Origin of the sequence: Sphingobacterium rhinopitheci (genome assembly GCF_022627575.1) — a bacterium.
GTDB classification, from domain to species: domain Bacteria; phylum Bacteroidota; class Bacteroidia; order Sphingobacteriales; family Sphingobacteriaceae; genus Sphingobacterium; species Sphingobacterium rhinopitheci.
In genome coordinates, this window is sequence record NZ_JADEYQ010000003.1 from 150,038 (window position 1) to 173,544 (window position 23,507).

A 23,507-nucleotide genomic window follows, 5' to 3' on the forward strand; every position below is an offset into this window, starting at 1 on the left:
GAAGTTATATTAATATTTATTTAACTTTAACAAACCATTAACATAATATTATAAAACTTGAATTCTCCACAATCCTATATTTTAAAGGAACTCTATTACGAAAGTCCGCAATCGATTGCTTCTTTAAGCACTCGAATTAATAAAAGCGTACCTCTCGTTACTAAGACTATTCAACAGTTACTTGAAAAAGAACTTATTAAAGACAATGGGCTGGCACCATCCAACGGTGGAAGACGAGCGAACCTTTTTGCATTGAATCAAAAAAACCTTCCTTATATTTTATTAATTGCTATAGATCAACACAATATATACCTGTCGCTATTTAACTTTTCTAACACTGATGTTAAAAAAAATAAACAAATTTCAATTGCAGTAAATGAATCCACCTCCTTTACACGCTCATTGATTAGTGAGATTGACAATTTCCTTGTAAATATGGATATACAATCAATCACAGCAATAAGTATCACCATGCCAGGATTTGTAAATAATGAATTAGGGTTAAATACATCATATCCCAGTACGGATGATAGAAGTCAAGTACGCAAAATAATTGAAGATAAATATAATAAACCAACGTTTATAGAAAATGATTCTACTGCAATCGCTATAGCAGAGCACAAATTTGGCCTAGCTAAGGACATCAAAAATGTCTTGGTCGTAAACCTGAATTGGGGCGTAGGATTAGGTATGATCATTAATGATAAACTATTTAAAGGAAGTAGTGGATTTGCAGGTGAATTTAGTCATATACCCTTATCGAATACAAATAAGATTTGTTCCTGTGGCAAAAGAGGTTGTTTGGAAGTAGAAGCTTCCTTAGAAGCTGTAATATCCAATGTTATGGAGAAAATTAAAAAAGGCGACACCACAATTCTTTCTACGAAAAAAGAAATCGATATCAATGATATTCTCAGCGCCGCAAATAATGGTGATCAACTAGCTATAGAATCCATTGGAGCTATCGGATATACATTAGGAAAAGGAATTTCGACGCTAATACATATCATTAATCCAGAAAAGATTATAATCAGTGGATTTGGCGCTAAAATGGGAAAATTCTTAATGCCACAAGTCCAAAGTGCAATACTCGAATACAGTATACAAAGGTTGTCAGCAAATACAAAAATTGAAATATCAACATTAAATTCACCTCAACTCATCGGCACAATGGCTACGGCCGTCGGTAACTTGGATTGGAAATCAATAACACACAAAACAAATACCAATAAATTATGATTAATTTTTACAAAAAAGCAACTGGTATAGCGCTTTGTACTTTGGTAAGTGCATCTTCGTTATATGCGCAGCAAGCTGTAACAGGTATTGTTACAGGTGCTAATGGAGCGCTATCAGGTGTAACAGTATCTGTTGTCGGAACCAATAGAGTGACACAGACTGGTGCTAATGGTAGCTATAGTATCCAAGCTAAAAAGGGCGAAAAAATCAAATTCTCTCTTCTAGGCCATATCGCTCAAGAGTTAACGGTAAATGGTAATTCATTAAATACAACATTACAAGAAGATGCGAGCTCACTAGATGAAGTGGTAGTAACAGCTTTAGGTATTAAGAGGGAAAAAAAATCGTTAGGTTATGCCTTCCAAGAAGTAAAAGCTGACGAACTAATGGAAGCTAAAGAAAACAATATTGCCAATGCATTAGTTGGAAAAGTAGCAGGTTTAAATATCATCAAAGGGTCAAACGGGCCTGCCTCTTCTACAAAAATAGTATTACGTGGTAATAATTCATTAACTGGCGATAACCAACCCTTGATTATTGTTGATGGTGTACCTGTAAATAACTTTGTAGGGGCGACTAACAATGATTTTTGGAATCCAAGCACGGATATGGGAGGAGGTTTAGGAGATCTAAACCCTGAAGATATAGAAAGCATGTCTGTATTGAAATCTGGAGCTGCTTCTGCGCTATATGGATCAAGAGCAGGTAACGGAGCTATTATCATCACCACTAAATCTGGAAAATCGCAGAAAGGAACTGGCATTTCATTCTCTTCTACTTTAGGGCTTGAAACCTTATTCATGGTACCAGAATTACAAAGCTCTTTTGGACAAGGTAATAATGGCATAGGTGATCCACTCACAGCTAGTAATTGGGGCCCTGCAATAGCTGGATCCAACCAACAAGCTTACGATAATATTGGTAATTTTTTCAAAACAGGCGTCAGTAACACACAAAATATCTCTTTCCAAAAGCAATTAGGCGAAACTAACATCTATACCTCTGCAACTTATTTGGATGACCAAAGTAAAATTCCAGGGGCAACATTTAGACGTATCAACTTACTATCAAAAGTAAATACTACGTATGGACCAAACCAGCGTTGGATGACTGATGTCAAGGTTCAATATATGAATACTGCAGCGCAAAACAGACCATTATCAGGTCAGAATAATTCTAATGCTTACGCTACATTGTTCAGTATGCCTAGGACACTAAACATTCTAGATTATAAAGATGCTGTAAACCAATTTGGAGAGATGTTATGGTATACAAATAGTAATACTAACAATTCAATGAATCCATATTGGTTAGCCAAATATAAACTCAATGAAGATGATAGAGACCGTTTCTTGATGAATGCTAATGTTAAATATAAGCTTACAGACTGGCTAGATGCAGAAGCAAGAATTGGAACAGATATGTATACCACGAACTATACAAGCAGAACATATAGCGGTAGTCCATTAACAACAACTGGTCAATATAGTTTAGGTAAAAACACCTTTTCAGAAAACAACTTTATTGCTGCCCTACATGCTCGAAAGGAACAATTGGGAAATTCTAATTGGGGACTTAATGCTTCATTATTTGGACAGATAATGAAACAAAAAGAAACTAGCATAGGTGCATCTGCTGGTGAACTTGAAGTTCCTAATTTATTTACAATTAACAATAGTGTAGGTAACCCTGGTATTTCAGAAGGATTCTATGAAAAACAGATTAATTCTATTTATGCTACTGCAGAATTAAATTATAACAGTTACTGGTTTATTAATGTAACGGGAAGAAATGACTGGTCATCTGCATTAAGTCAAAAAAATCGCTCTTTCTTCTATCCATCCGTAAGTACATCATTAGTAATATCTGAACTGGTTGAAAAAAATGGAGGCTCATTACCAAATTGGTTAGGCTTCTTTAAAGTTAGAGGTTCATATGCCGCTGTAGGTAACGATCTACCATCATACAGATTATACAATGTTTATAATATTGGTAAAGATCCTAATGGAAATACCACAGCTAGTCGTAACCCTGTTAAATACAATTCAAATATTGTAAGTGAATTAATCAAAACATATGAAGTAGGATTTGATGCTAGATTATTCAATAGATTAGGAATAGATTTTTCATACTACAAGACGAATGCAACAAATCAATTAATCTCGTTACCAATGAACCCACAAAGTGGATACAGCTCTGAAGTTATTAATGCTGGTAACATCGAAAACAAAGGTATAGAGATCGTATTAGATGCTAACATAATTAAATCAGAAAATGGTTTCACTTGGGATTCTCGCGTAAATTTCTCTAGAAATATTAACAAAATAATTGCATTAACTGATGATGTAACCACCTATCCTTTAGGTGGTTTTGACAACTTAGCCGTTCGTGCAGTTACTGGAGAACTTTATGGAAATATTTATGGTACCAAGTATCAACGTGTAACAGATGAAAATAGTGAGCATTATGGAAAACTACTATTAAATGGTAGTGGATTGCCTCAAGCTACAGGTCAACAATTATTAGGTAATCAATCTCCAAAAGCACTTGCAGGATGGACAAATAGCTTTGCTTATAAGAATGTTAGCTTGAGTTTTCAAATTGATGGAAGATTCGGAGGTGAATTTTTTTCTGGAACAAACGTAAATCTACAAGCTAATGGTGCTGCTGCAGTAACTGCACCTAATGGCTTGCGTGAAGATTTTATTGTTGACGGGGTTATTGCTTCTGGCAATTCATATGTCGTAAATGATAAAACAGTCACACAACAACAATATTGGACACAAGTCGCTACCAGCGGTAACTTAGGTATAGGTGAAGCTAATATTTATGATGCTACAAATATTCGTTTAAGAAACATTAGCTTAAATTACAGACTACCAAGCTCAATTTTGAAAAATACTTTTATTCAAAATGCAAAATTTGGTTTCACGGTTAATAATGTTTGGATGATAAAAAGTAACGCACATGGAGTTGATCCAGAATCAGTATTCTCAATTAGTACAAATGCTACAGGTTTTGAAAACTTTTCTACGCCAACCTCTCGCTCTTACTTCTTTAATCTAACATTTGGTTTTTAATAATAAAGAATAAAAACATGAAAAATATATTCTCTAAAATAGCACTAGCATTAGCCGTAAGCACTAGCTTATACTCGTGTTCTAAATTTGACGAAATAAATACTCCCCCTACAGCAGCTAATGAGGATCAAGTACAAATTGAGTACTTCTTCAACAACTCCCTAATTGGTGCTCAACAAGATCCACACGTGGCAGAACGAGCATTTATCATATATTGGAAAACAGTAGGAAGACAACATTTCACTACCGGACTTGCTGGAGGGACAGCTAACGATGGATATAGCTCAGATTACTGGAGCTATGCATCAAGCTGGTTGAACCATGTAAATACAGGTATTCAAATTGCAAATAATCAAATCGAAAAAGGCAATGGTAAAGAGTATACCTCAAATATGATTCAAATTTCAAGAATTTGGCGGGCCTACTTAATGAGTGAACTATCAGATAATTTTGGCCCAATCCCTATCGACGCATTTACGGGTGAAAACCCTAAAGCTAATTCGGTGAAAGAAGTTTATTACTTCTTATTCGAAGAACTAAAAGATGCCACGAGCAAAATCAATACTAGCGTAGCTATTCCTTCGAATCTTAGCAAATTTGATGCAGCATACGGCTTCAATTATGACAAGTGGATTAGCTATGCAAACTCCATGCGATTGAGATTAGCAATGCGATTGTCAGAAGTCGATCCAGCTAAAGCTAAGGCTGAATTTGAAGAAGCAGTAGCAACGAACAAATTATTACTAACACAAGAACAAATATTCCAAGTAGCAGAAAAACCAGGATGGGATGCTTTAACAGGAGTGATGAGTCGACCATGGAATGGGCAAATTCTATCTACTACATTAAATAATCTATACCACAACTTAGGTGGTATAAAATCTGAAGATCAATTATCAACTGATTTTCACAGTGCGATTAAAGATGAAGATTATGCAGGTAAAAGAATGTTAGGGCATTATTCAAGCTTAAACAATGACCCTAGTGCGGGTTATTTCTTTGATGGATTACCCTATGCTATAGATCCTAGAGCCTATAAAACATTCTTTATTCCTGGAAATGTTACAAGTCCAATTTATCCGTCGTCCTATTCTCAAACATTATCCACTGTAATGAACTTTCTTCCTGCAGAAGGATTTAATACTGATACCTTAAAACTGGACACTAAAAATACTTGGAGCACATTAAATATAGGTGATAATGGGGAAAAAGGAACTCGAAATGGCATCAGAAGTACACAAGTCGGGCAAATTCCAGGATTATCAGAAAGCTTCCGTAGTAGTACAAACAAACGTGTTTTCTTTGCAAACTGGGAAACATACTTTTTGCTAGCTGAAGCTTCTCTTAAAGGATGGAATACCGGAACAACTGCACAAGCGGCATACGAAAATGGGATAAAAGCTAATTTTACGTATTGGGGGGTAAGTGAATTTGCAACAGATTACCTAGCATCTGAAAGCTATAATCGTGTAGGAACATCTGTCAAATTTACGCATATATCAGAACCTGGAGCATCACATACTGTAAAATATGTAGATGGTTACACTGGAACAACTGGTACAACGAGTATGCCATACCCCGTAAATAATATTTATCAAAACGGATCAGTACGTAATGACGCTTTAACAAAAATCATTACGCAAAAATACATTGCTAATATGCCATGGTTACCTTTAGAATCTTGGAATGATCAACGAAGATTAGGACTCCCTTTCTTTGAGAACCCAAGTGTAGAAAATCCGTTACCTAATTTACCTAATTTAACAACTAGTAACTATACTATTAGCAGCATCAAAAACTTCCCACAACGCTTACCATACCCTTCTACTTTTAGAGAAGCTGATGGTGAGGAATACAATAATGCAGTAACTTTATTGGGAGGAGCAGACAATGTATTAACCCCGCTTTGGTGGGCTAAGCAAAATTAATACAATATTTAAATTTAACAGAAAGCACCTCTTATATAAGGGGTGCTTTCTGTATATTTATAGGTATACTATTATGATGACAAAAATATTATTAACCTGCATACTTACCTTTATTACCTTGTCGAGTACTTTGGCGCAACATCGCGCTTCATGGATGGAACAAGATAGATTTGGTATGTTTATACACTGGGGCTTATACACTGCTGCTGAAGGGATGTGGAAAGGTGAAAAACTACGCTATCTCAACAACTATGCGGAATGGATTCGCTACCGCAATCGCATTTCTAAAGACGAATATGGACAATTGGCCAAACGATTTGTGTGGGATGAAATAAATCCCGAAGAATGGGTCATACAGGCTAAAAAAGCAGGAATGAAGTACATCATTATGACAACAAAGCATCATGATGGTGTAGCGATATGGGATACAAAAATTGGCACCTACTCCATCTCCAAGCTTGCAGGTGTAGATCGAGATATCATCAAAGAACTTGCTGAAGCATGTCGTAAGCATAATATGAAATTAGGTTTCTACTATTCGCATTGGATTGACTGGGAACATCCCTATGCATGGGATCACAATCAAGAGCTAACCGGTAGAGTCACAGATGCACAGTTTGATACCTACTGGCAAGATAAAGTAATACCCCAACTCAAAGAGCTATTAACCAATTATGGCGATATTTCCATCATGTGGTTCGATATGTGGATCCCTTATGAAAAATCGATTATTAAAAGGAAACAACTAGAACAAGTGGTACAACTCATTCGTGAACTGCAACCCAATTGTCTTATCAATTCACGATTGGGCCTTCCTACCGATGCAAAATATGTAGACTTTGAGACATTAGGTGACAATGTATTTGGCACTACGTATAGAGCGCATCCTTGGGAAACTCCTGGTACCATAGCACATTCGTGGGGATACAATGGACAGGAAAAAGAATGGAAATCATCAAGTCAAATTTTTGAATCTTTGATTTCAAACGTAAGCCTAAACGGCGGTCTTACACTTAATATTGGCCCGAGGGCAAATGGCCAAATACCTTATGAGAGCATAAATAGGTTAAATGAGATAGGGAGATGGTTGGATCAAAATGGCGAATCTATATACGGCGCAAAAGGATTACCTATGCGCGCTAATAATTTTGATTGGGGATATTTAACTTATAAACCTAACGAACAACAACCCCAAGTCTATGCGCATATCTTCAATTGGCCATTGGACAATTGCCTACGTATAACAGGTATCAACAATAAGCCTCAAAAAATCTACTACAAAAACAAGAGCACTAAAACGGAACTTACTTTTGACCATCAAGGGAGTATTTTACATGTAAATCTTCCGAAGGAATCCGCTAATGATATCGTATCAAATATTGTCATCGAATACAATGAAGTACTAGCTATTGATGATAAAATTGTACCCGAATCAACTTATGGAGGATTCGCTTTGAATAGCAACAACCTACTCCAAAAAGAAGATAATACGATCATAGCATATGATGGAAAACGTCCTTCTTATTTTCTTGCTAGTGGAGCACCATTGCTATGGGATGTATATTTCCCCAAAAAAGGCATTTACCATATTGATATATCAGCACATAACCCAACACACAAAAACGTAGCAGTAGAAATTACTATTGGTGAGAACACAATCAAAGCATTATTACAACCAAATGGTAAGGTAGTGGCAGAGCCAAATGAAAACAACTATACCGAAGAATTTGTTGACACCAATGTAGGGTATCTTAAAATTGATGAAATAGGAAAAAAGCCAGTAACAATAAAAGTAATCGATAATCAACCACTCTGGATAAATAGAATATGGATTACACGGTAAATCGCTATACTAGCGATTTACCGTGTAATATCACCTATTAGCTTCGGGAAGATTTGCTCTTCAAGGCTTGCACCTCTTCGGCTACTGCAGTATCTGTGCCATCAGTGATAGCTGATGAATGACAATATAACGCACCTGTCTCTTGTAGGATATGCGCTATATTAGTAGATCGCAAGCCACCGCCAGGCATAATAGTGATCCTCGTACCTGCCCATTCAACCAACTGTTTCAAATTAGATAATCCCTGGTTTACAGTAGGTTCACAACCTGACGTCAAAATAGTTTTAAAACCGCAGCTTATCACATCCTCCAACGCTATTTGCATATTCTGTACCGTATCAAAAGCACGATGAAAGGTACAGGGAAGAGGACTTGCTAAATCGACTAATTCTTTATTTTGAGCGGTATTTACGGTATTGTCAGCATTTAGAATACCAAATACCAAACCATCAACACCAAGCTCTTTAATAGCTAGGATTTCATTTTTCATCTGTTGAAACTCATCGCCTGTATAGACAAAGTCACCTCCTCTCGGACGAATCATCACATTCAAGTCTATATTGAGAACAGCACGCACCTCTTTTATATCCGCTATGCTAGGTGTAGTACCACCAACATTCATCTCAGCACATAACTCCACACGATCAGCACCATTTTGTTGTGCTATTATTGCCGACTGAATATTAAAACTCGCTATTTCAATTTTTGCCATTACTTAGCTTTCAAATAAGATTGTCCTTTAATCAGTTCATTGCCTCTGCCATCATATTTAGCGTAATTAAAACCACTATGTATACAGTAAGCACCGTACTCCCCCTTCTTGTTCAACGCTAAAAAACCAACTTGAATATTATCCAGGCTTTTACCTCTATTTTCAGTGAACTTTATGATCCTTTTTACGGCTTCTTCACATGCTTTTTGCGGAGAATGCCCCTGACGCATCAACTCTACAACCAGGTGGCTTCCTACAGTACGGATTACTTCTTCCCCATGTCCTGTTGCAGTAGCAGCGCCAATTTCATTATCTACATAGAGACCCGCACCGATTATAGGAGAATCTCCCACTCTACCATGCATCTTATAGGCCATTCCACTGGTGGTACATGCTCCTGAAAGATTACCATAGTCATCTAATGCAATCATACCTATGGTATCGTGATTTTCAATATTTACAACAGGTTCATATTTTGCGGTCTTCAGCCACTCTTTCCATTCCTTTTCAGAAGCTGGAGTCAAAAGATTTTCTTCGGGAAAACCTTGTTCTTTAGCAAACTGAAGAGCCCCTTCTCCGACGAGCATGACATGTGGGGTCTTTTCCATCACTGCTCTGGCTACCGAGATGGGATGTTTAATATTCTGTAATCCTGCAACAGAACCAATATTCGCATTATGGTCCATGATACAAGCGTCCAAAGTAACTATTCCATCACGATCAGGACGACCTCCATAGCCAACACTACGTTCGGAAGGATCTGCTTCAGTCAAACGAACCCCTTGTTCTACGGCATCTAAAGAAGTACCTCCTGCAGCGAGAATCTTCCATGCTTCTTCATTGGCCTTTAAGCCAAAATCCCACGTAGAGAGAACAATTGGTTTATTTATTTTTGGCTTGCCTATTGCCGCAAAACTATTCTGTGGAATTATAGCTGTAGCAATAGTCCCTAGGCCTATATTAACTAGAAATTTCCTTCTTGAATTCATATGCTCAAGATAGTAAAAAGACTGAATCACAGCAAATTCATCCAAACAAAAACGGAACCTATTGCTAGGTTCCGCTTTTACTATCTTCTACACAACTATATTGCTTGTGTTTTTTTGGCCAACCAAGCGGCTTCGACTTCGGTCAGCTGTGGCGACAATTGATCAAAAACCCACTGATTATAATTGTTCAACCAATCGATATGTGTTTTTTCTAATAAAGCTTTATTCACCAAATCAGTATCTATATAACAGATCGTCAATGTTTCAAAATCCATAAAATCACCAAAGATAGAACTATCATATTTCTTTGACAACACTAGATTCTCAATGCGAATACCATGTTTGCCTTCACGATACAATCCTGGTTCAATGGAAGTAATCATTCCCTCTTCAATGGCGATATCCACATTGGTAGGGTTAAATACATGTGGCCCTTCGTGCACATTCAAGAAAAAACCAATACCGTGCCCTGTTCCGTGGCCATAATTACGCAATGTCGCCCAAATAGGTCTACGTGTAATCGCATCTATTTGATATCCTTTAGATCCTACAGGATAAATCGCTTGAGAACCCTCAATGGTACCTTTTAAAACAATGGTATAATCATCTTGTTCTTCTTGACTAATATTACCTAAAGAAACAACACGTGTAATATCTGTTGTCCCTGTCTTATATTGACCTCCTGAATCTACCAACAATAAGCCTTCAGGTTTCAAGGTATAATTACTTTCTGGCGTAGCATGATAATGTGGCAAAGCACCGTGATCAAGATAACCCGCTATAGTATTAAAGCTAATATCTACAAATCCATCCTGTTCCGCACGAAAGCCCTCGAGCTTCTCTGCGATAGAGATTTCAGAAAGCGCTTCTGTATGAATAGATTCTTCCAACCATTTAAAAAACTTCGTCAATGCCACACCATCTTTTACCATCGTCTGACGGATGTGAGCGATCTCTGTTTCATTTTTAATAGCCTTCAATGAAGTCGAAGGATTGGTCTTTTCAATAATAGTATTTACGACCACAGGAATACTATCGTAAATCGCAAAACATGTGCGTTTAGGATCTATTAAGATAGACGTTGTATTTATACTCTTTATAAAAGAGAAGGCTTCATTGTACGTAGCCACCTTTACACCTTGTTTATTTAAGGTATCAATATCAGGCGCACTCAATTTATCAGGAGCGATAAATAAAATCACCTCTTCCGCAGAGACATAAACAAAGCTCAAAACTACAGGGTTACAAGGTACATCTTGTCCTCTAATATTTAGTAACCACGCGATATCATCTAAGGAAGAAATAAAATGACTCTCGGCTCTATTTTTTACTAATAGCTTACGAACATCCGCAATTTTTGACTCTGTAGATTGACCTGTTGTCTTCTCATCCAATAAAAAAGCTTTGACTTGAGGTAACTCAGGTCTATTTTCCCAAATGGGATCAAGTAAATCTACATGACCATTGATAACAAAACCTAATGGTTGTAATGTATTATTAACACTTTGTGCTACTAATAAGGAGGCTAAATTTCCATCAAAAGCAACACAAGAACCAGCATGCAATTTTTCACCTAACCATTCGGCATACTCTGCCGACCCTTGAGTTCTTAATTTGACAAGCTCAAAACCGGTACCTGCTAATTGTTCCGTCGCTTGAACAAAGTAGCGCCCGTCAGTCCATAAGCCTGCAAAATCGTGTGTAATTATTAATGTCCCTGCAGAGCCTGTAAAGCCAGAGGTCCATTCTATGCACTTATAACGATCGGGTAAGTATTCGCTAATATGAGGATCTGATGAAGGAATAATATATGCATCTATACCTTGCTCATGCATCAAAGATCTAATCTTTTTCAATCTATCTAAATGTACCATATCATTATATATTAATCGGTACTGCAAGTTAGTCATTTATTATTTTTAATGCCTAATTCAAATGGGTATCTACTGATTTTTTACACTATTTAACCCGTTTAAAGAATATGAAAAAGTATATTTGTTATACTTACAAGTTTATAAACATGAAAAAAATAGTAACCACTTCCTTATTAGCCATAATCGCATTAACGACAAATGCACAAACCATAAAGAATAAAATTGAGCAAAGCTTCAACACTTTTCTAGCGCAACCAGCTCTAAAAAATGGAATAGCCACTTTAGTAGTAGCAGACACTGAAACTGGAAAAACTATCTATGAAAAAAATAGCCAAATTGGACTACCTACAGCTTCTACCTTAAAAGTGATTACAGCAATTACAGCTTTAGATTTGTTTGGACCTGACTACACCTATAAAACGCAAATGTATTATACTGGAGCAATAGATAGCTTGGGTACCTTGCAGGGCGATATTGTCATCAAAGGTTCTGGAGATCCGACATTAGGAAGTAATCGTTACGCTAACACCAAAGAAGATGTAATTCTCAGCAAATGGAAAAACGCAATTCGTGCTGCAGGTATTGATAGTATAGCAGGCCGCATTATAGCTGACGATAGCTTCTTTCAGGGCAATAATGTTCCGGGAGGATGGATATGGACAGATATGGGCAATTACTACGGCGCTGGTATTTCTGGATTAAACTGGAGGGAGAATAAATCTGGTATTAATTTTAATGTCGGCACAATACATAAAGAAGCTGCAATAGCCAATACAACTTCAGACCTCTCGTATCTACAAATTATAAACAACGTAAAAACAGGCAATAAAGGTACAGGGGATAATGTATATGCTTACTCAGCACCATATTCAGAGAAGATTATTATTAAAGGTACATATGGTCTTGATCTAAAAAAAACAATAGAGATATCTATTCCTGACCCTGCTTATGACTTAGCTTTTCAATTGCAAAATTATTTGGCTCAAGATTCAATTTTTTTTGCTGATGGAATTACAACAGGGCAAAGAATCATTGATGCGGGAGAAATTATCCCTAAAAAAACAGCAGACTTGGATGTGCATATTTCTCCCAAAATGAGCGAAATTGTATATTGGTTTAATCAAAAAAGTATAAATCTATATGGTGAATCCCTATTAAAACTCATCGGTTACATCAGCGGAGGAAAAACTTCAACTTCGGAAAGTGCCAATTATATACAAAAATATTGGCTACAAAAACTGCAGATACCATCTAATGAATTAGACCTTATTGATGGTTCAGGATTATCACCGCAGAATAATGTCACTTCTTCTGCAATGAACAAAATCATGCAATACGCAGTTACTAGAAACTGGTATCCCACATTCTTAAAAAGCTTGCCTACCTATAATCAGATGACCATGAAAAGTGGCACTATCGGAGGCACTTTAGGATATACTGGATATCACCAAGCGAAAGATGGCAAAAAATATACCTTTACTATATTAGTATATAATTATAAAATGTCGTCATCAAACATGAGACAAAGCATGTTTCAATTACTCGATAATTTAAAATAAAAATTACTTTCTTCTAAATAAAATTAGAATATTAGCTTTGTGGATTAAATTTTTGACTTTTTTAAATAAACATGAGCAAACTAAACAGAAAAAAGGATGCCCTTGATTACCATTCAATGGGTAGACCTGGAAAAATTGCCGTTGTGCCTACGAAGCCATATAGTTCTCAAAGAGACTTAGCTTTAGCCTATTCACCGGGTGTAGCTGAGCCTTGTTTAGCAATAGCAGAAAATCCTGAAGACGCTTATAAATATACAACAAAGGGTAATTTAGTAGCAGTAATCAGTAATGGTACTGCTGTATTAGGCCTAGGAGATATTGGCGCTCAAGCCGGCAAACCTGTAATGGAAGGAAAAGGTTTACTTTTCAAAATATTTGCTGATATTGATGTATTCGACTTAGAATTAGATACGAAAGATGTAGACCAATTTGTAAATATCGTTAAAGCTTTAGAGCCTACCTTTGGCGGGATCAATTTAGAAGATATTAAAGCTCCAGAATGTTTCGAAATTGAACGTCGTCTAAAAGAAGAGATGAAAATCCCTGTAATGCACGATGACCAACACGGTACAGCAATTATTTCGGGCGCAGCATTAATCAATGCCTGTGAATTACAAGGAAAAAATATTGCTGATGTAAAGATCGTTGTAAACGGTGCTGGAGCAGCAGCAATATCATGTACAGCTATGTATGTAGCCGTAGGTGCAAAAAAAGAAAATATCGTCATGCTAGATAGCAAGGGGGTTATTCGTATCGATCGAGAAACATTAGATCATAGTAAGGCTGAATGGGCGACTACACGTGATATTCATACTTTAGCAGATGCTGTAAAAGATGCCGATGTATTTATCGGTCTATCGGCTGCAGATATATTATCAGCTGAAGTACTGAAAACTATGGCTCCAAATCCTATTGTCTTGGCCATGGCCAATCCTAACCCAGAGATCGCTTACGATCTAGCTATTGCTACACGCAATGATATCATCATGGGAACAGGACGTTCGGACTATCCAAACCAAGTAAACAATGTGTTAGGATTCCCGTATATTTTCAGAGGTGCATTAGATGTTAGAGCGACAGCGATCAATGAGGAAATGAAAATTGCAGCCGTAAAAGCTATCGCTGAATTAGCTAAAGAACCTGTACCCGAAGAAGTAAACATAGCATACAATACCAATAACATAAGGTTTGGCAAGGATTACGTTATTCCTAAACCTACAGATCCACGTTTGATTACTGAAGTATCTATTGCAGTAGCAAAGGCCGCAATAGCATCTGGTGTAGCGCGCAAAACAATAGACAACTGGGATGCATATAGAGAAGAGTTACGTAAACGCCTGGGCAAAGATGACGGTATCATGCGTCAGACCACAGCGCGTGCTAAAAATAACCCTAAACGTGTAGTATTCGCAGAAGCCGATAATTACAAAACGTTACGTGCCGCACAGATCGTGAAAGAAGAAGGTATTGCACATCCAATATTATTAGGTAACGGTACTAAAATCAAAAGCCTTATTGAGGAGTATGCTTTTGATCTAGAAGATGTAACAATCATCGATCCTAGAGAAGAAACAAAAACAGAACGTTTTGAGAAGTATGTAGAGCACTTATACAAAAAAAGACAACGTCGTGGTTTGTCTAAGTTTGATGCTACCCAACTGATGCAAAACCGCAATTACTTTGCAGCGAGTATGGTTGAATTTGGTGATGCTGATACCTTAATCTCCGGATTAACGAGAAACTATGCTTCTACGATCAAGCCTGCATTACAAGTAATCGGTGCCAAAGAAGGAAGCCGTATAGCGGGTATGTATATGATGTTAACACAAAAAGGACCTTTATTCTTTGGGGATACTACGGTAAATGAAAATCCTTCTCCAGAAGAATTGGCAGATATCACCGTATTAATAGAAAAAGCCGTTCGTCGATTTAATATAAGCCCTAGAATTGCCCTATTATCGTACTCAAATTTTGGTGCAAATGACGGACCTGTATCTTCAAAAGTAAGAGAAGCGGTACGTCTACTACACAAAAATAACCCTGATTTAGTGGTAGATGGCGAACTACAAGCCAACTTCGCTTTGAACAAAGATTTATTAGAATCTAACTTCCCATTCAGTACATTGAATAATAAAGCGGCAAATACATTAATCTTTCCTAACTTAGAGTCTGGAAATATAGCTTACAAACTACTACAAGAAGTAGGAAATGCGGAAGCCGTAGGACCAATTTTATTAGGCATGAACAAACCGGTTCACGTGCTTCAATTAGGTAGTTCGGTAAGAGAGATTGTTAATATGGTAACAATTGCTGTTGTAGATGCCCAAGAGCGTGAGCCATCAAAGTAATATTAATGTACGATTATTTTAATGGAAAATTAGTATTCAAAGCCCCTACCCATGTTATTCTTGAGGTAGGTGGCATTGGCTACTATCTACATATTTCTTTAACAACATATTCGCTGATTAAAGACCAAGAAAACTGTAAGCTATTTATCTCTTTTCAAGTAAGAGAAGATGCACATACGCTTTATGGATTTGCTACTGAAGGAGAGCGTCATCTTTTCAATCATTTAATTTCTGTTTCTGGCATTGGTCCTAATACAGGAAGAATGATGTTATCTTCTGCTACACCCGAAGAGATACAATCTGCTATTGTCAATGGACAAGTAGCGATGATTCAAAAAATCAAAGGGATAGGCCCAAAGACAGCACAACGTGTTATTTTAGAGCTTCAGGATAAATTGAAAAAACAAGGTGATAATGCCTTGATACCACTACCTCTTGCTAAGCAATCCGTTCCTGACGAGGCACTTTCCGCATTAGTGATGTTAGGATTTGGCAAAGCACAAGTTGAAAAGGTCTTAACCACATTAGTCCAAGCAAATGAAGGATTATCTGTTGAGGATTTAATCAAGCAGGCACTAAAAAAACTGTAACATATTAATTAATAGAAACTTAAATTAAGTATAAAGTAAATTAAATTCACTTTATACTTAATTTTTACGCATATTTGTGTCACTAACATTATGGCAAATATGTGTTGAAAAGAATAATCCCCATTATTCTACTATTGAGCATCCATGCATTATGCAATGCTGCAATTGTACCCTTTTGCTTGCCTTTAGACACCATAAAGACAACAAACAGCGAATATCCTACTAATTGGATAAAACCTATAACTATTTAAAACCCTAATTTTTCAAAACTATTTGGTGGCAACACAGTCTATTTAATACCAAAAGGAATCGTTGATATTAATATAGGCAGCCTAACCAACCGATATGAAAATCCTTTTCTGAATGAAAAAGCACGTAAACAATGGGCGATAGATTTCAATGAAAATATAAACCTCCACATAACGGCAAAAATCGGTGAAAGAGCACATTTTAGGACTAATTTTAATACCAAATCACAATTTGATTTTGAAAACCAAATACGCTTTGATTATATCGGTAAAGAGGATGACATCATTAAAAATATAGAAATTGGCACTGTAAATATGCCGCTCAGCACCTCTTTAATCCATGGATCAGAATCACTATTTGGCATAAAAGCACGAATTGGATATCGCAATTTCAATTTTACAAGTATTTACGCGCAACAAAAAACTAATAATAGAGAAATCGTCTTAAATAACGGTAGCCAAGAAGGAAAAATAGAAATATCTATTGCTGATTATGAAGATCGTCAACATTATTTTTTAGCACAATATTTTAGAGAAAATTATAACCAATCGCTACAAACAGCGCCCATCATCAATAGCGGCATCCAGATCACACATATCGAAGTTTGGGTTACTAACAATACATTTACACATGCTAGAGATATAATAGCCCTTATCGATCTAGGAGAGATATCACCATATAATCAGCATCTAATTACTAAATTAAATTCAAAGCTCCCTTCGTCTGGAATAAAAGGCCAAAATAATACTGAATTGTCAAACAATTTATTACAACTTGTAAGTAATACCCCAAAATCTACCAACAGCCTTGTTGATTTCTTTGCTTCAAGTGGCGGTAAAGATAATTACGCGAGATTAACACAGGCCAAACAATTAATAGAAAACCAAGATTATACTATACATAGAAAATTAGGATACCTCTCCCTTAACAGCCCTTTGCGCCAAAATCAAGTGTTAGCCGTATCCTACCGATATACCTACAAAGGTAAAATATATCAAGTAGGTGAACTAAGCATAGATAACCCTGTACTAGCAAATACCCCTTCTTTACTGTATACGAAACTATTACAAAATGAAATAATAGATACAAAACTCCCAACTTGGGATTTAATGATGAAAAATATCTATCGTTTGCAGTCTTCGAATATAGAGAAGTATAATTTTGATTTACAGATATACTATTCAGATCCTACGACGGGACTAGAATCTCCAATACTATACGAAGGACACAATAGCAAGAATAAAACATGGCTAGAAATAGTACACTTGGATCGTCTAACACAAAATAATGCTTATACTGCAGATGGGATATTTGATTGGCTACCAGGCATCACTATTGACGACCAAAAAGGAAGGTTAATATTTCCACAAATAGCACCATTTGGCAAAGATTTAACAGCGAACTTCACAGAGGCAGAAGATCAATTAATAGAAAAATATAGCTTTTACGAATTATATCAATTAACAAAAAGCGATGTTATCCAAAAATACACGAACAAAAATAGATTTCAAATTCGCGGCAAATACAAAACAGGAACAGCAAATGAATTTTACCTCGGTACTTTCAATCTACAGCCTGGCACGGTACGCATCTCCACTGCCGGAATTCTATTGCTAGAAAATACCGATTACATCATCGATTATACGATTGGCATATTAACAATTATCAATCCTTTACTACTAATTACGGGACAACCCTTGCTCGTGACCATAGAAAATGAAGCTATTTTTAGTGCCCAGCGAAAAACACTATTGGGAGCACGCTTGGATGTCGCCGTAACTAAAAATTTAGCTATAGGTGCTACACTCATGAGCCTCAGCGAACGTCCGCTAACAGCTAAAACAACCATCGGCAGCGAATCAATAACAAATACGTTGTATGGATTCGATATATCCTATACGAAACAATCTGCTTCACTTACCAAAATAGTAAATAAAATCCCTTTTTTACATACTGTAGATCCATCCTATATTCATATGTATGGTGAATTTGCCAAATCAATAACGCGAGTCAACAGCAAAGGAAACAGCGCACAAGCAAGCTATATCGACGACTTTGAAGGTAGTTTTAGTTATTTAGATATAAAATCAGCCGCAGGGTGGCAGATTGCTGCTACACCACAACATTTTAGTGAATCATCCCTTATCAATGACCTAGCATACGGTTACAACCGCTCATTATTAGCGATATATAGTATAGATCCCGTATTTTATCAAGGATCACGTTCAAATCCAAATGTAGATTCACAATATTTAATAGACAACAGATCTAGGCGCATTACGGAAAAAGAAGTATTCCCACTCAAGGAAGTAGCAAGAGGCACAGATGCTTTTCTATCGACCTTAGATATAGCTTTCTATCCTATGCTACGAGGACCTTATAATTTTAGTACTACAGGTATAATGTCTAATGGAAACTTCGATAATCCAACACAAAAATGGGGCGGAATATTCAAAAAAATTGAACAAACAGACTTCGAAGCACAAAATATAGATTACTTAGAGATGTGGTTAATGGACCCATCATTGACAAATAGCAACAAAGCGGGGGGCGATATGTATATCAATCTCGGTAATATCTCCGAAGATATTCTAAAAGATGGTCTCAAATCAATTGAAAATGGTATTTCGCCGATAGGCGATGAAAATATACTAGTAGAAACAGTATGGGGAAAAATAGCAAAAAACACCCCAATAGTACAGACATTTGAAAATAATGAACAAAGCAGAGCTTATCAAGATATAGGGCTAGATGGATTGAACAATGATCAAGAAAGATTATTTTATGCTTCATTTTTGACGCAATTGCAACGTAAAATCTCACCTGAGGCGTATGCAACATTACATAATGACCCTTCAACAGATGATTTCTTATATTTCAGAGGCAATCACTTTTCCCCTAGCATCAGTATCCTAGACCGCTACAAGTACTTTAATGGAACACAAGGAAATTCACGTACAGCAATGCAATCAGTTCGTGATTTTGGGGTTGCCAATTCTGCGAAAACACTGCTCCCCGATGGAGAAGATTTAAATAGAGATAATACCATGAATGAGACTGACGCCTATTATCAGTACAAATTATCCACACGTAAACAAGATATGCGGGTAGGAAGAAACTACATCGTAGAAGAACAAAGCTCTACAGTACAGATAATGAATAGAAATATAGCTGTAAAATGGTATAAAATACGCATCCCGCTCAGCTCTTACCAAAGTAAAATAGGCAATATTGAAAATTTCAAAAATATACGATTTGTAAGGATTTTCCTGACCAATTATGCGGATACAACTGTACTACGGTTAGCGAAAATGCAATTTGTGAAAGGTCAGTGGCGTAGATACAATGCACTAAACAATGCTGAATTGACTATTAGCGATCCCAGATTAGGAACCGCCGCTACAGATAATTCTACCATTGAAATATCAAACATTAACATAGAAGAAAACAGCCAACGCATACCAATACCATATGTAATCCCCCCTGGCATCAGCAGACAGATAGATTACACCAATAATAACCTAGCCATACAACAAAATGAACAAGCATTATCCCTAGAAATAAAACAGCTAAAAGAGGGCTATGGCAGAGCAGTATTTAAAAGTGCAAATTATGACTTTAGAGGTTATGGAAGAATAGAGATGTATGTACATGCAGAAGGCCCTATGCTAGCAGATGATGATGTCAATGTGTTCCTAAGAGTTGGAACAGATGATAAATACCATTATTATGAATATGAGCAGCCACTAGCTATCACCATCCCTGGTAGTACCTCCCCCGAAGCAATATGGCCCGAGCAAAACAACTTGAAAATACAACTTAACTATTTTCGAGAAGCAAAATTAGCGCGTCAAAACACCAATTTCAATGGATTACCATGGCCTATTGATAGGCCATTTGAATATTTAATAGCAGGTCATAAAATTACGGTATTGGGTACTCCTGACCTTACACAGATTAAATGCTTTATGATAGGCATCAAAAACCCGTTGAAGGATGCGATTTCAAATAAGAGCAATAGAAACCCTGTAACTGGTGTATTTTGGTTTAATGAACTGCGGCTGACGGATTATGACACCAAAGGAGGCTGGTCAGCTACGGTACGAATGGACTTAAAATTGGCTAATTTTGCTAATATTGCAATCACAGGGCGAAAATCAACCATCGGCTTTGGTACACTAAGCAAACGAATTACTGACCGTAATAATACGAATGAATTATACTATGATATTTCAACGAATGCTGAACTCGGCAAATTCTTCAATCCCCAATATGGAATTAGAATACCTTTTTACTTCAGCTTTTCAAAACTAATTAATACCCCTGAATATAACCCATTTAATCAAGACATCAAATTGAACCAATCACTAGTAGCTTTAAATAATAAGAAACAAGATTCTATACGCCGAATAATCCAAGAATATACCACTCGAAGAAGCTTTATATTTAACAATGTACGCAAATTACGCACCGATACGAAAAGACGGATAAAACCATGGGACATCGAAAATATAACCCTTAGCTATGCCTATAGTGAAATGCAGCTACGCAGCTATACAATAAAAGCTAATATCCATAAAAGCTATAGAGCAATATTAGATTATAAGTATACAAAAAGTACTGCAAACTACTACAAACCATTCAAAGGTATAACGAATGACAAATTAGCGATCTTCAAAGACCAGGGTTTTCAATTGCTGCCAACAATACTAAACTTTAGAATGGACATAAATCGTATATATAGTGAGAATACTTTCCGTAATAATTCAAATAACAATATACTACCTACCTATTATAATAAGAATTTCAATATAAATAGGATCTATGGTATCAGCTGGGATATTACACCTTCGCTACGCCTAGATTTCAATGCTACCAATTATGCTATCGTCGACGATCTCAAGGATAGGATTGATGGCATACAAGTAGATACGCTATGGAACAATTTTTGGAAACTTGGACGTACTATCGATTACAACCATATGCTTAATATCACTTACAATCTACCTATCTATAAAATCCCTTACTTGGATTGGATCAATATCTATTCGCGCTATGCTGCACAATTCAATTGGCTTAGTGACCCATTTAATGGCTTTCAAAATGGAAATATAAATCTGGGTAATAGCATCCAAAATAATCGAACAATTCAAATAAACCCAACATTAAACCTCTATTCATTTTACAACAAATTAAATTTTATACGAACAAATAATCCTAACGATACGCAAGGAATAGTACCTATCGTAATCCAATTATTAACCTCTATACGTCATATTAATGCTGCCTACACACAAACTCAAGGCGTATATATACCCGGATATTTGCCACAGACAAATATCCTAGGTTTTGACTTCAAGGCTAAGGCGCCAGGAATAGGTTTTCTAGTTGGAAGGCAAGGCAATAGTATAGAAAAAGCGATAATCAACAATTGGATAAGTACAGATACACTATTCAATCAGCCCACGATGACGACGTATTCCAAAAACTGGTCCGGTATTGTTCATATTGAACCAATAAAGAATTTGAAAATAGATGTAACTTTTTCGAGGGTACATAATTTCAATATAGCAATAGATCAATTTTATGATGTAAAAAAAGAACTATTTCAACAAGGCAAGGCGAATATAAATGGCAATTACACCATATCACAAATAGCACTACGGTCATCCTTTCGAAACAGTAACCAACTATATCAAGAATTCAAAAATTACAAAATAGAGATATCTCAAGAATTGGGATCGAAAAATATAAATTCTGTTGGATTAAAACCAGACGTATATGCGGATGGTTATAGCGCCAATCAGCAAGATGTAATTGTTAACTCATTCTTGGATATATTCCAACGAAAACAAAAAACTAGAATCAACAGAAAACCAACGCTCCCACTCCCCAATTGGCGATTAAACTATACTGGATTAATTGACTTATTATCTCTAGAAAATAGAATGCAGATGATAAACATATCCCATGCTTATCAATCCCAATATATCATCAGTGCCTACCAAGCAAATCCGTTATTAAAAGAAGAAAATGGAAACATATATTCTAGAGATTACCAAGACAATTTTTCGGCGATAATGGCATACCCATCCATAGCCATTGTAGATCGATTCGTCCCCTTGATCGGCATAAATATAAGACTGAAAAATGCATGGTCTCTAAATAGTGAATACCGCAAATCTAGGGATTTCAATATTAGCCTACAGAATAGCCTATTAGCTGTACAAGAAGAGAAATCCCTAATAATGGGGATAGGCTATAGAAAAACTAATATTAGGCTACCACTAACCAGATGGCCCAACAAAGGAAGAAAGAATAATATCAATATGAAGGCAGACTTTGCACTTAACCAACGAAAAACGTCGATTTTTCGGGAAGAGTTTACCCTAGCAGAAATTGCCGCGGGCAATAAAAGTATTAGTATAAATCCATCGATAGAATACAGTACAAATAGGTATTATAGTATTCGTATCTTTTACAATTCAAACAGGGTTCAACCGTACACATCGCAAAATTTTATTACCGCATATACCTATTTAGGTATAAATCTCCGTTTACAGTTTCCATAAGATTAATTTAATGTATTCTTCCTACATTTGTAGCAATAAAGAAAAAGAGAATGGCAGAAGATTTAAGCATAAACAAAGGGTCAAAAGAAGAACAATACAAAAGTTTGGTCCCACAGATCAAAGCTTTATTGACAGGTGAAGATGATTTAATAGCTAATCTGGCAAATATAGCGGCAGCACTAAAAGAACAGTTCAACTTCTTTTGGGTAGGCTTTTATTTAGTGAAAAATGAACAATTAGTATTAGGTCCCTTCCAAGGGCCGGTTGCGTGTACACGTATCGCCTACAATCGTGGTGTCTGCGGTTCCGCATGGGCACAAAAAGAAACACTAATAGTCCCTAATGTGGACGAGTTTCCAGGCCATATCGCCTGTAGCTCCTTATCAAAATCTGAAATCGTAATCCCATTATTTAGGGACAACGAAGTATATGCCGTATTGGATGTGGACAGCAGTTCGTTGAATACATTTGACGAAATAGACAAAAAGTACCTACAAGAGATTTTAGCGCAATTATCCTAATAC

Annotated in this window: 11 protein-coding genes and 1 pseudogene; 9 read left to right on the forward strand and 3 right to left on the reverse strand. The window is 36.4% G+C overall.

What is annotated here, in order from left to right; all coding sequences use genetic code 11:
* Positions 1–57 precede the first annotated feature (57 nt).
* The 4 genes from IP023_RS05500 to IP023_RS05515 all read left to right on the forward strand — a co-directional run bounded on the left by IP023_RS05500 (position 58) and on the right by IP023_RS05515 (position 8,090).
* Positions 58–1,239 carry an ROK family transcriptional regulator gene (locus IP023_RS05500; RefSeq protein ID WP_241789258.1) on the forward strand — a complete coding sequence of 394 codons (1,182 nt, stop codon included), beginning with the start codon at positions 58–60 and terminating at the stop codon, positions 1,237–1,239.
* Positions 1,236–4,319 (forward strand): SusC/RagA family TonB-linked outer membrane protein, encoded by a 3,084-nt coding sequence (locus IP023_RS05505; RefSeq protein WP_241789259.1) that lies wholly within the window; start codon positions 1,236–1,238, stop codon positions 4,317–4,319. Before IP023_RS05500 ends, IP023_RS05505 begins: the two co-directional genes overlap by 4 nt.
* Before the next feature lie 17 nt (positions 4,320–4,336).
* Positions 4,337–6,247, forward strand: a complete 1,911-nt coding sequence (locus IP023_RS05510; protein ID WP_241789260.1) for a SusD/RagB family nutrient-binding outer membrane lipoprotein — start codon at positions 4,337–4,339, stop codon at positions 6,245–6,247.
* Between the two features lie 73 nt (positions 6,248–6,320).
* The gene (locus IP023_RS05515) at positions 6,321–8,090 is read left to right on the forward strand and encodes an alpha-L-fucosidase (protein WP_241789261.1); all 1,770 of its coding nucleotides are present in this window, start codon (positions 6,321–6,323) and stop codon (positions 8,088–8,090) included.
* A gap of 37 nt (positions 8,091–8,127) precedes the next feature.
* Here IP023_RS05515 and IP023_RS05520 read toward each other — a convergent pair whose 3' ends face one another.
* From IP023_RS05520 to IP023_RS05530, 3 genes are all read right to left on the reverse strand, one after another.
* Positions 8,128–8,802: a copper homeostasis protein CutC gene (locus IP023_RS05520; RefSeq protein ID WP_241789262.1), complete on the reverse strand. Its 675-nt coding sequence runs from the start codon at positions 8,800–8,802 to the stop codon at positions 8,128–8,130.
* Positions 8,802–9,791: an isoaspartyl peptidase/L-asparaginase family protein gene (locus IP023_RS05525; RefSeq protein ID WP_241789263.1), complete on the reverse strand. Its 990-nt coding sequence runs from the start codon at positions 9,789–9,791 to the stop codon at positions 8,802–8,804. Before IP023_RS05525 ends, IP023_RS05520 begins: the two co-directional genes overlap by 1 nt.
* 95 nt (positions 9,792–9,886) lie before the next feature.
* Complete coding sequence (locus IP023_RS05530; protein ID WP_241789264.1) at positions 9,887–11,665, reverse strand: aminopeptidase P family protein; 1,779 nt, start codon at positions 11,663–11,665, stop codon at positions 9,887–9,889.
* 146 nt (positions 11,666–11,811) lie between these two features.
* Here IP023_RS05530 and dacB point away from each other — a divergent pair, with 146 nt between their 5' ends.
* From dacB to IP023_RS05555, 5 genes and pseudogenes are all read left to right on the forward strand, one after another.
* A complete protein-coding gene (dacB, locus tag IP023_RS05535) occupies positions 11,812–13,224 on the forward strand; it encodes a D-alanyl-D-alanine carboxypeptidase/D-alanyl-D-alanine endopeptidase (protein ID WP_241789265.1) in 1,413 nt (470 codons plus the stop codon).
* Between the two features lie 71 nt (positions 13,225–13,295).
* Positions 13,296–15,572, forward strand: coding sequence for an NADP-dependent malic enzyme (locus IP023_RS05540; protein WP_241789266.1), 2,277 nt, complete (start codon positions 13,296–13,298; stop codon positions 15,570–15,572).
* A gap of 5 nt (positions 15,573–15,577) precedes the next feature.
* Complete coding sequence (gene ruvA / locus IP023_RS05545; RefSeq protein WP_241789267.1) at positions 15,578–16,162, forward strand: Holliday junction branch migration protein RuvA; 585 nt, start codon at positions 15,578–15,580, stop codon at positions 16,160–16,162.
* 266 nt (positions 16,163–16,428) lie between these two features.
* Positions 16,429–22,983: pseudogene (gene sov, locus IP023_RS05550) on the forward strand (T9SS outer membrane translocon Sov/SprA); the annotation flags it as partial.
* Between the two features lie 50 nt (positions 22,984–23,033).
* A complete protein-coding gene (locus IP023_RS05555; RefSeq protein ID WP_241789268.1) occupies positions 23,034–23,504 on the forward strand; it encodes a GAF domain-containing protein in 471 nt (156 codons plus the stop codon).
* The last annotated feature ends 3 nt before the right edge of the window (positions 23,505–23,507 follow it).

Coding starts and splice junctions, on each gene's coding strand:
- dacB (WP_241789265.1), top strand. CDS start 11,812: ATGAAAAAAATAGTAACCACTTCCTTATTAGCCATAATCGCATTAACG.
- IP023_RS05505 (WP_241789259.1), top strand. CDS start 1,236: ATGATTAATTTTTACAAAAAAGCAACTGGTATAGCGCTTTGTACTTTG.
- IP023_RS05515 (WP_241789261.1), top strand. CDS start 6,321: ATGATGACAAAAATATTATTAACCTGCATACTTACCTTTATTACCTTG.
- IP023_RS05525 (WP_241789263.1), bottom strand. CDS start 9,791: ATGAATTCAAGAAGGAAATTTCTAGTTAATATAGGCCTAGGGACTATT.
- IP023_RS05520 (WP_241789262.1), bottom strand. CDS start 8,802: ATGGCAAAAATTGAAATAGCGAGTTTTAATATTCAGTCGGCAATAATA.
- IP023_RS05510 (WP_241789260.1), top strand. CDS start 4,337: ATGAAAAATATATTCTCTAAAATAGCACTAGCATTAGCCGTAAGCACT.
- ruvA (WP_241789267.1), top strand. CDS start 15,578: ATGTACGATTATTTTAATGGAAAATTAGTATTCAAAGCCCCTACCCAT.
- IP023_RS05540 (WP_241789266.1), top strand. CDS start 13,296: ATGAGCAAACTAAACAGAAAAAAGGATGCCCTTGATTACCATTCAATG.
- IP023_RS05530 (WP_241789264.1), bottom strand. CDS start 11,665: ATGGTACATTTAGATAGATTGAAAAAGATTAGATCTTTGATGCATGAG.
- IP023_RS05555 (WP_241789268.1), top strand. CDS start 23,034: ATGGCAGAAGATTTAAGCATAAACAAAGGGTCAAAAGAAGAACAATAC.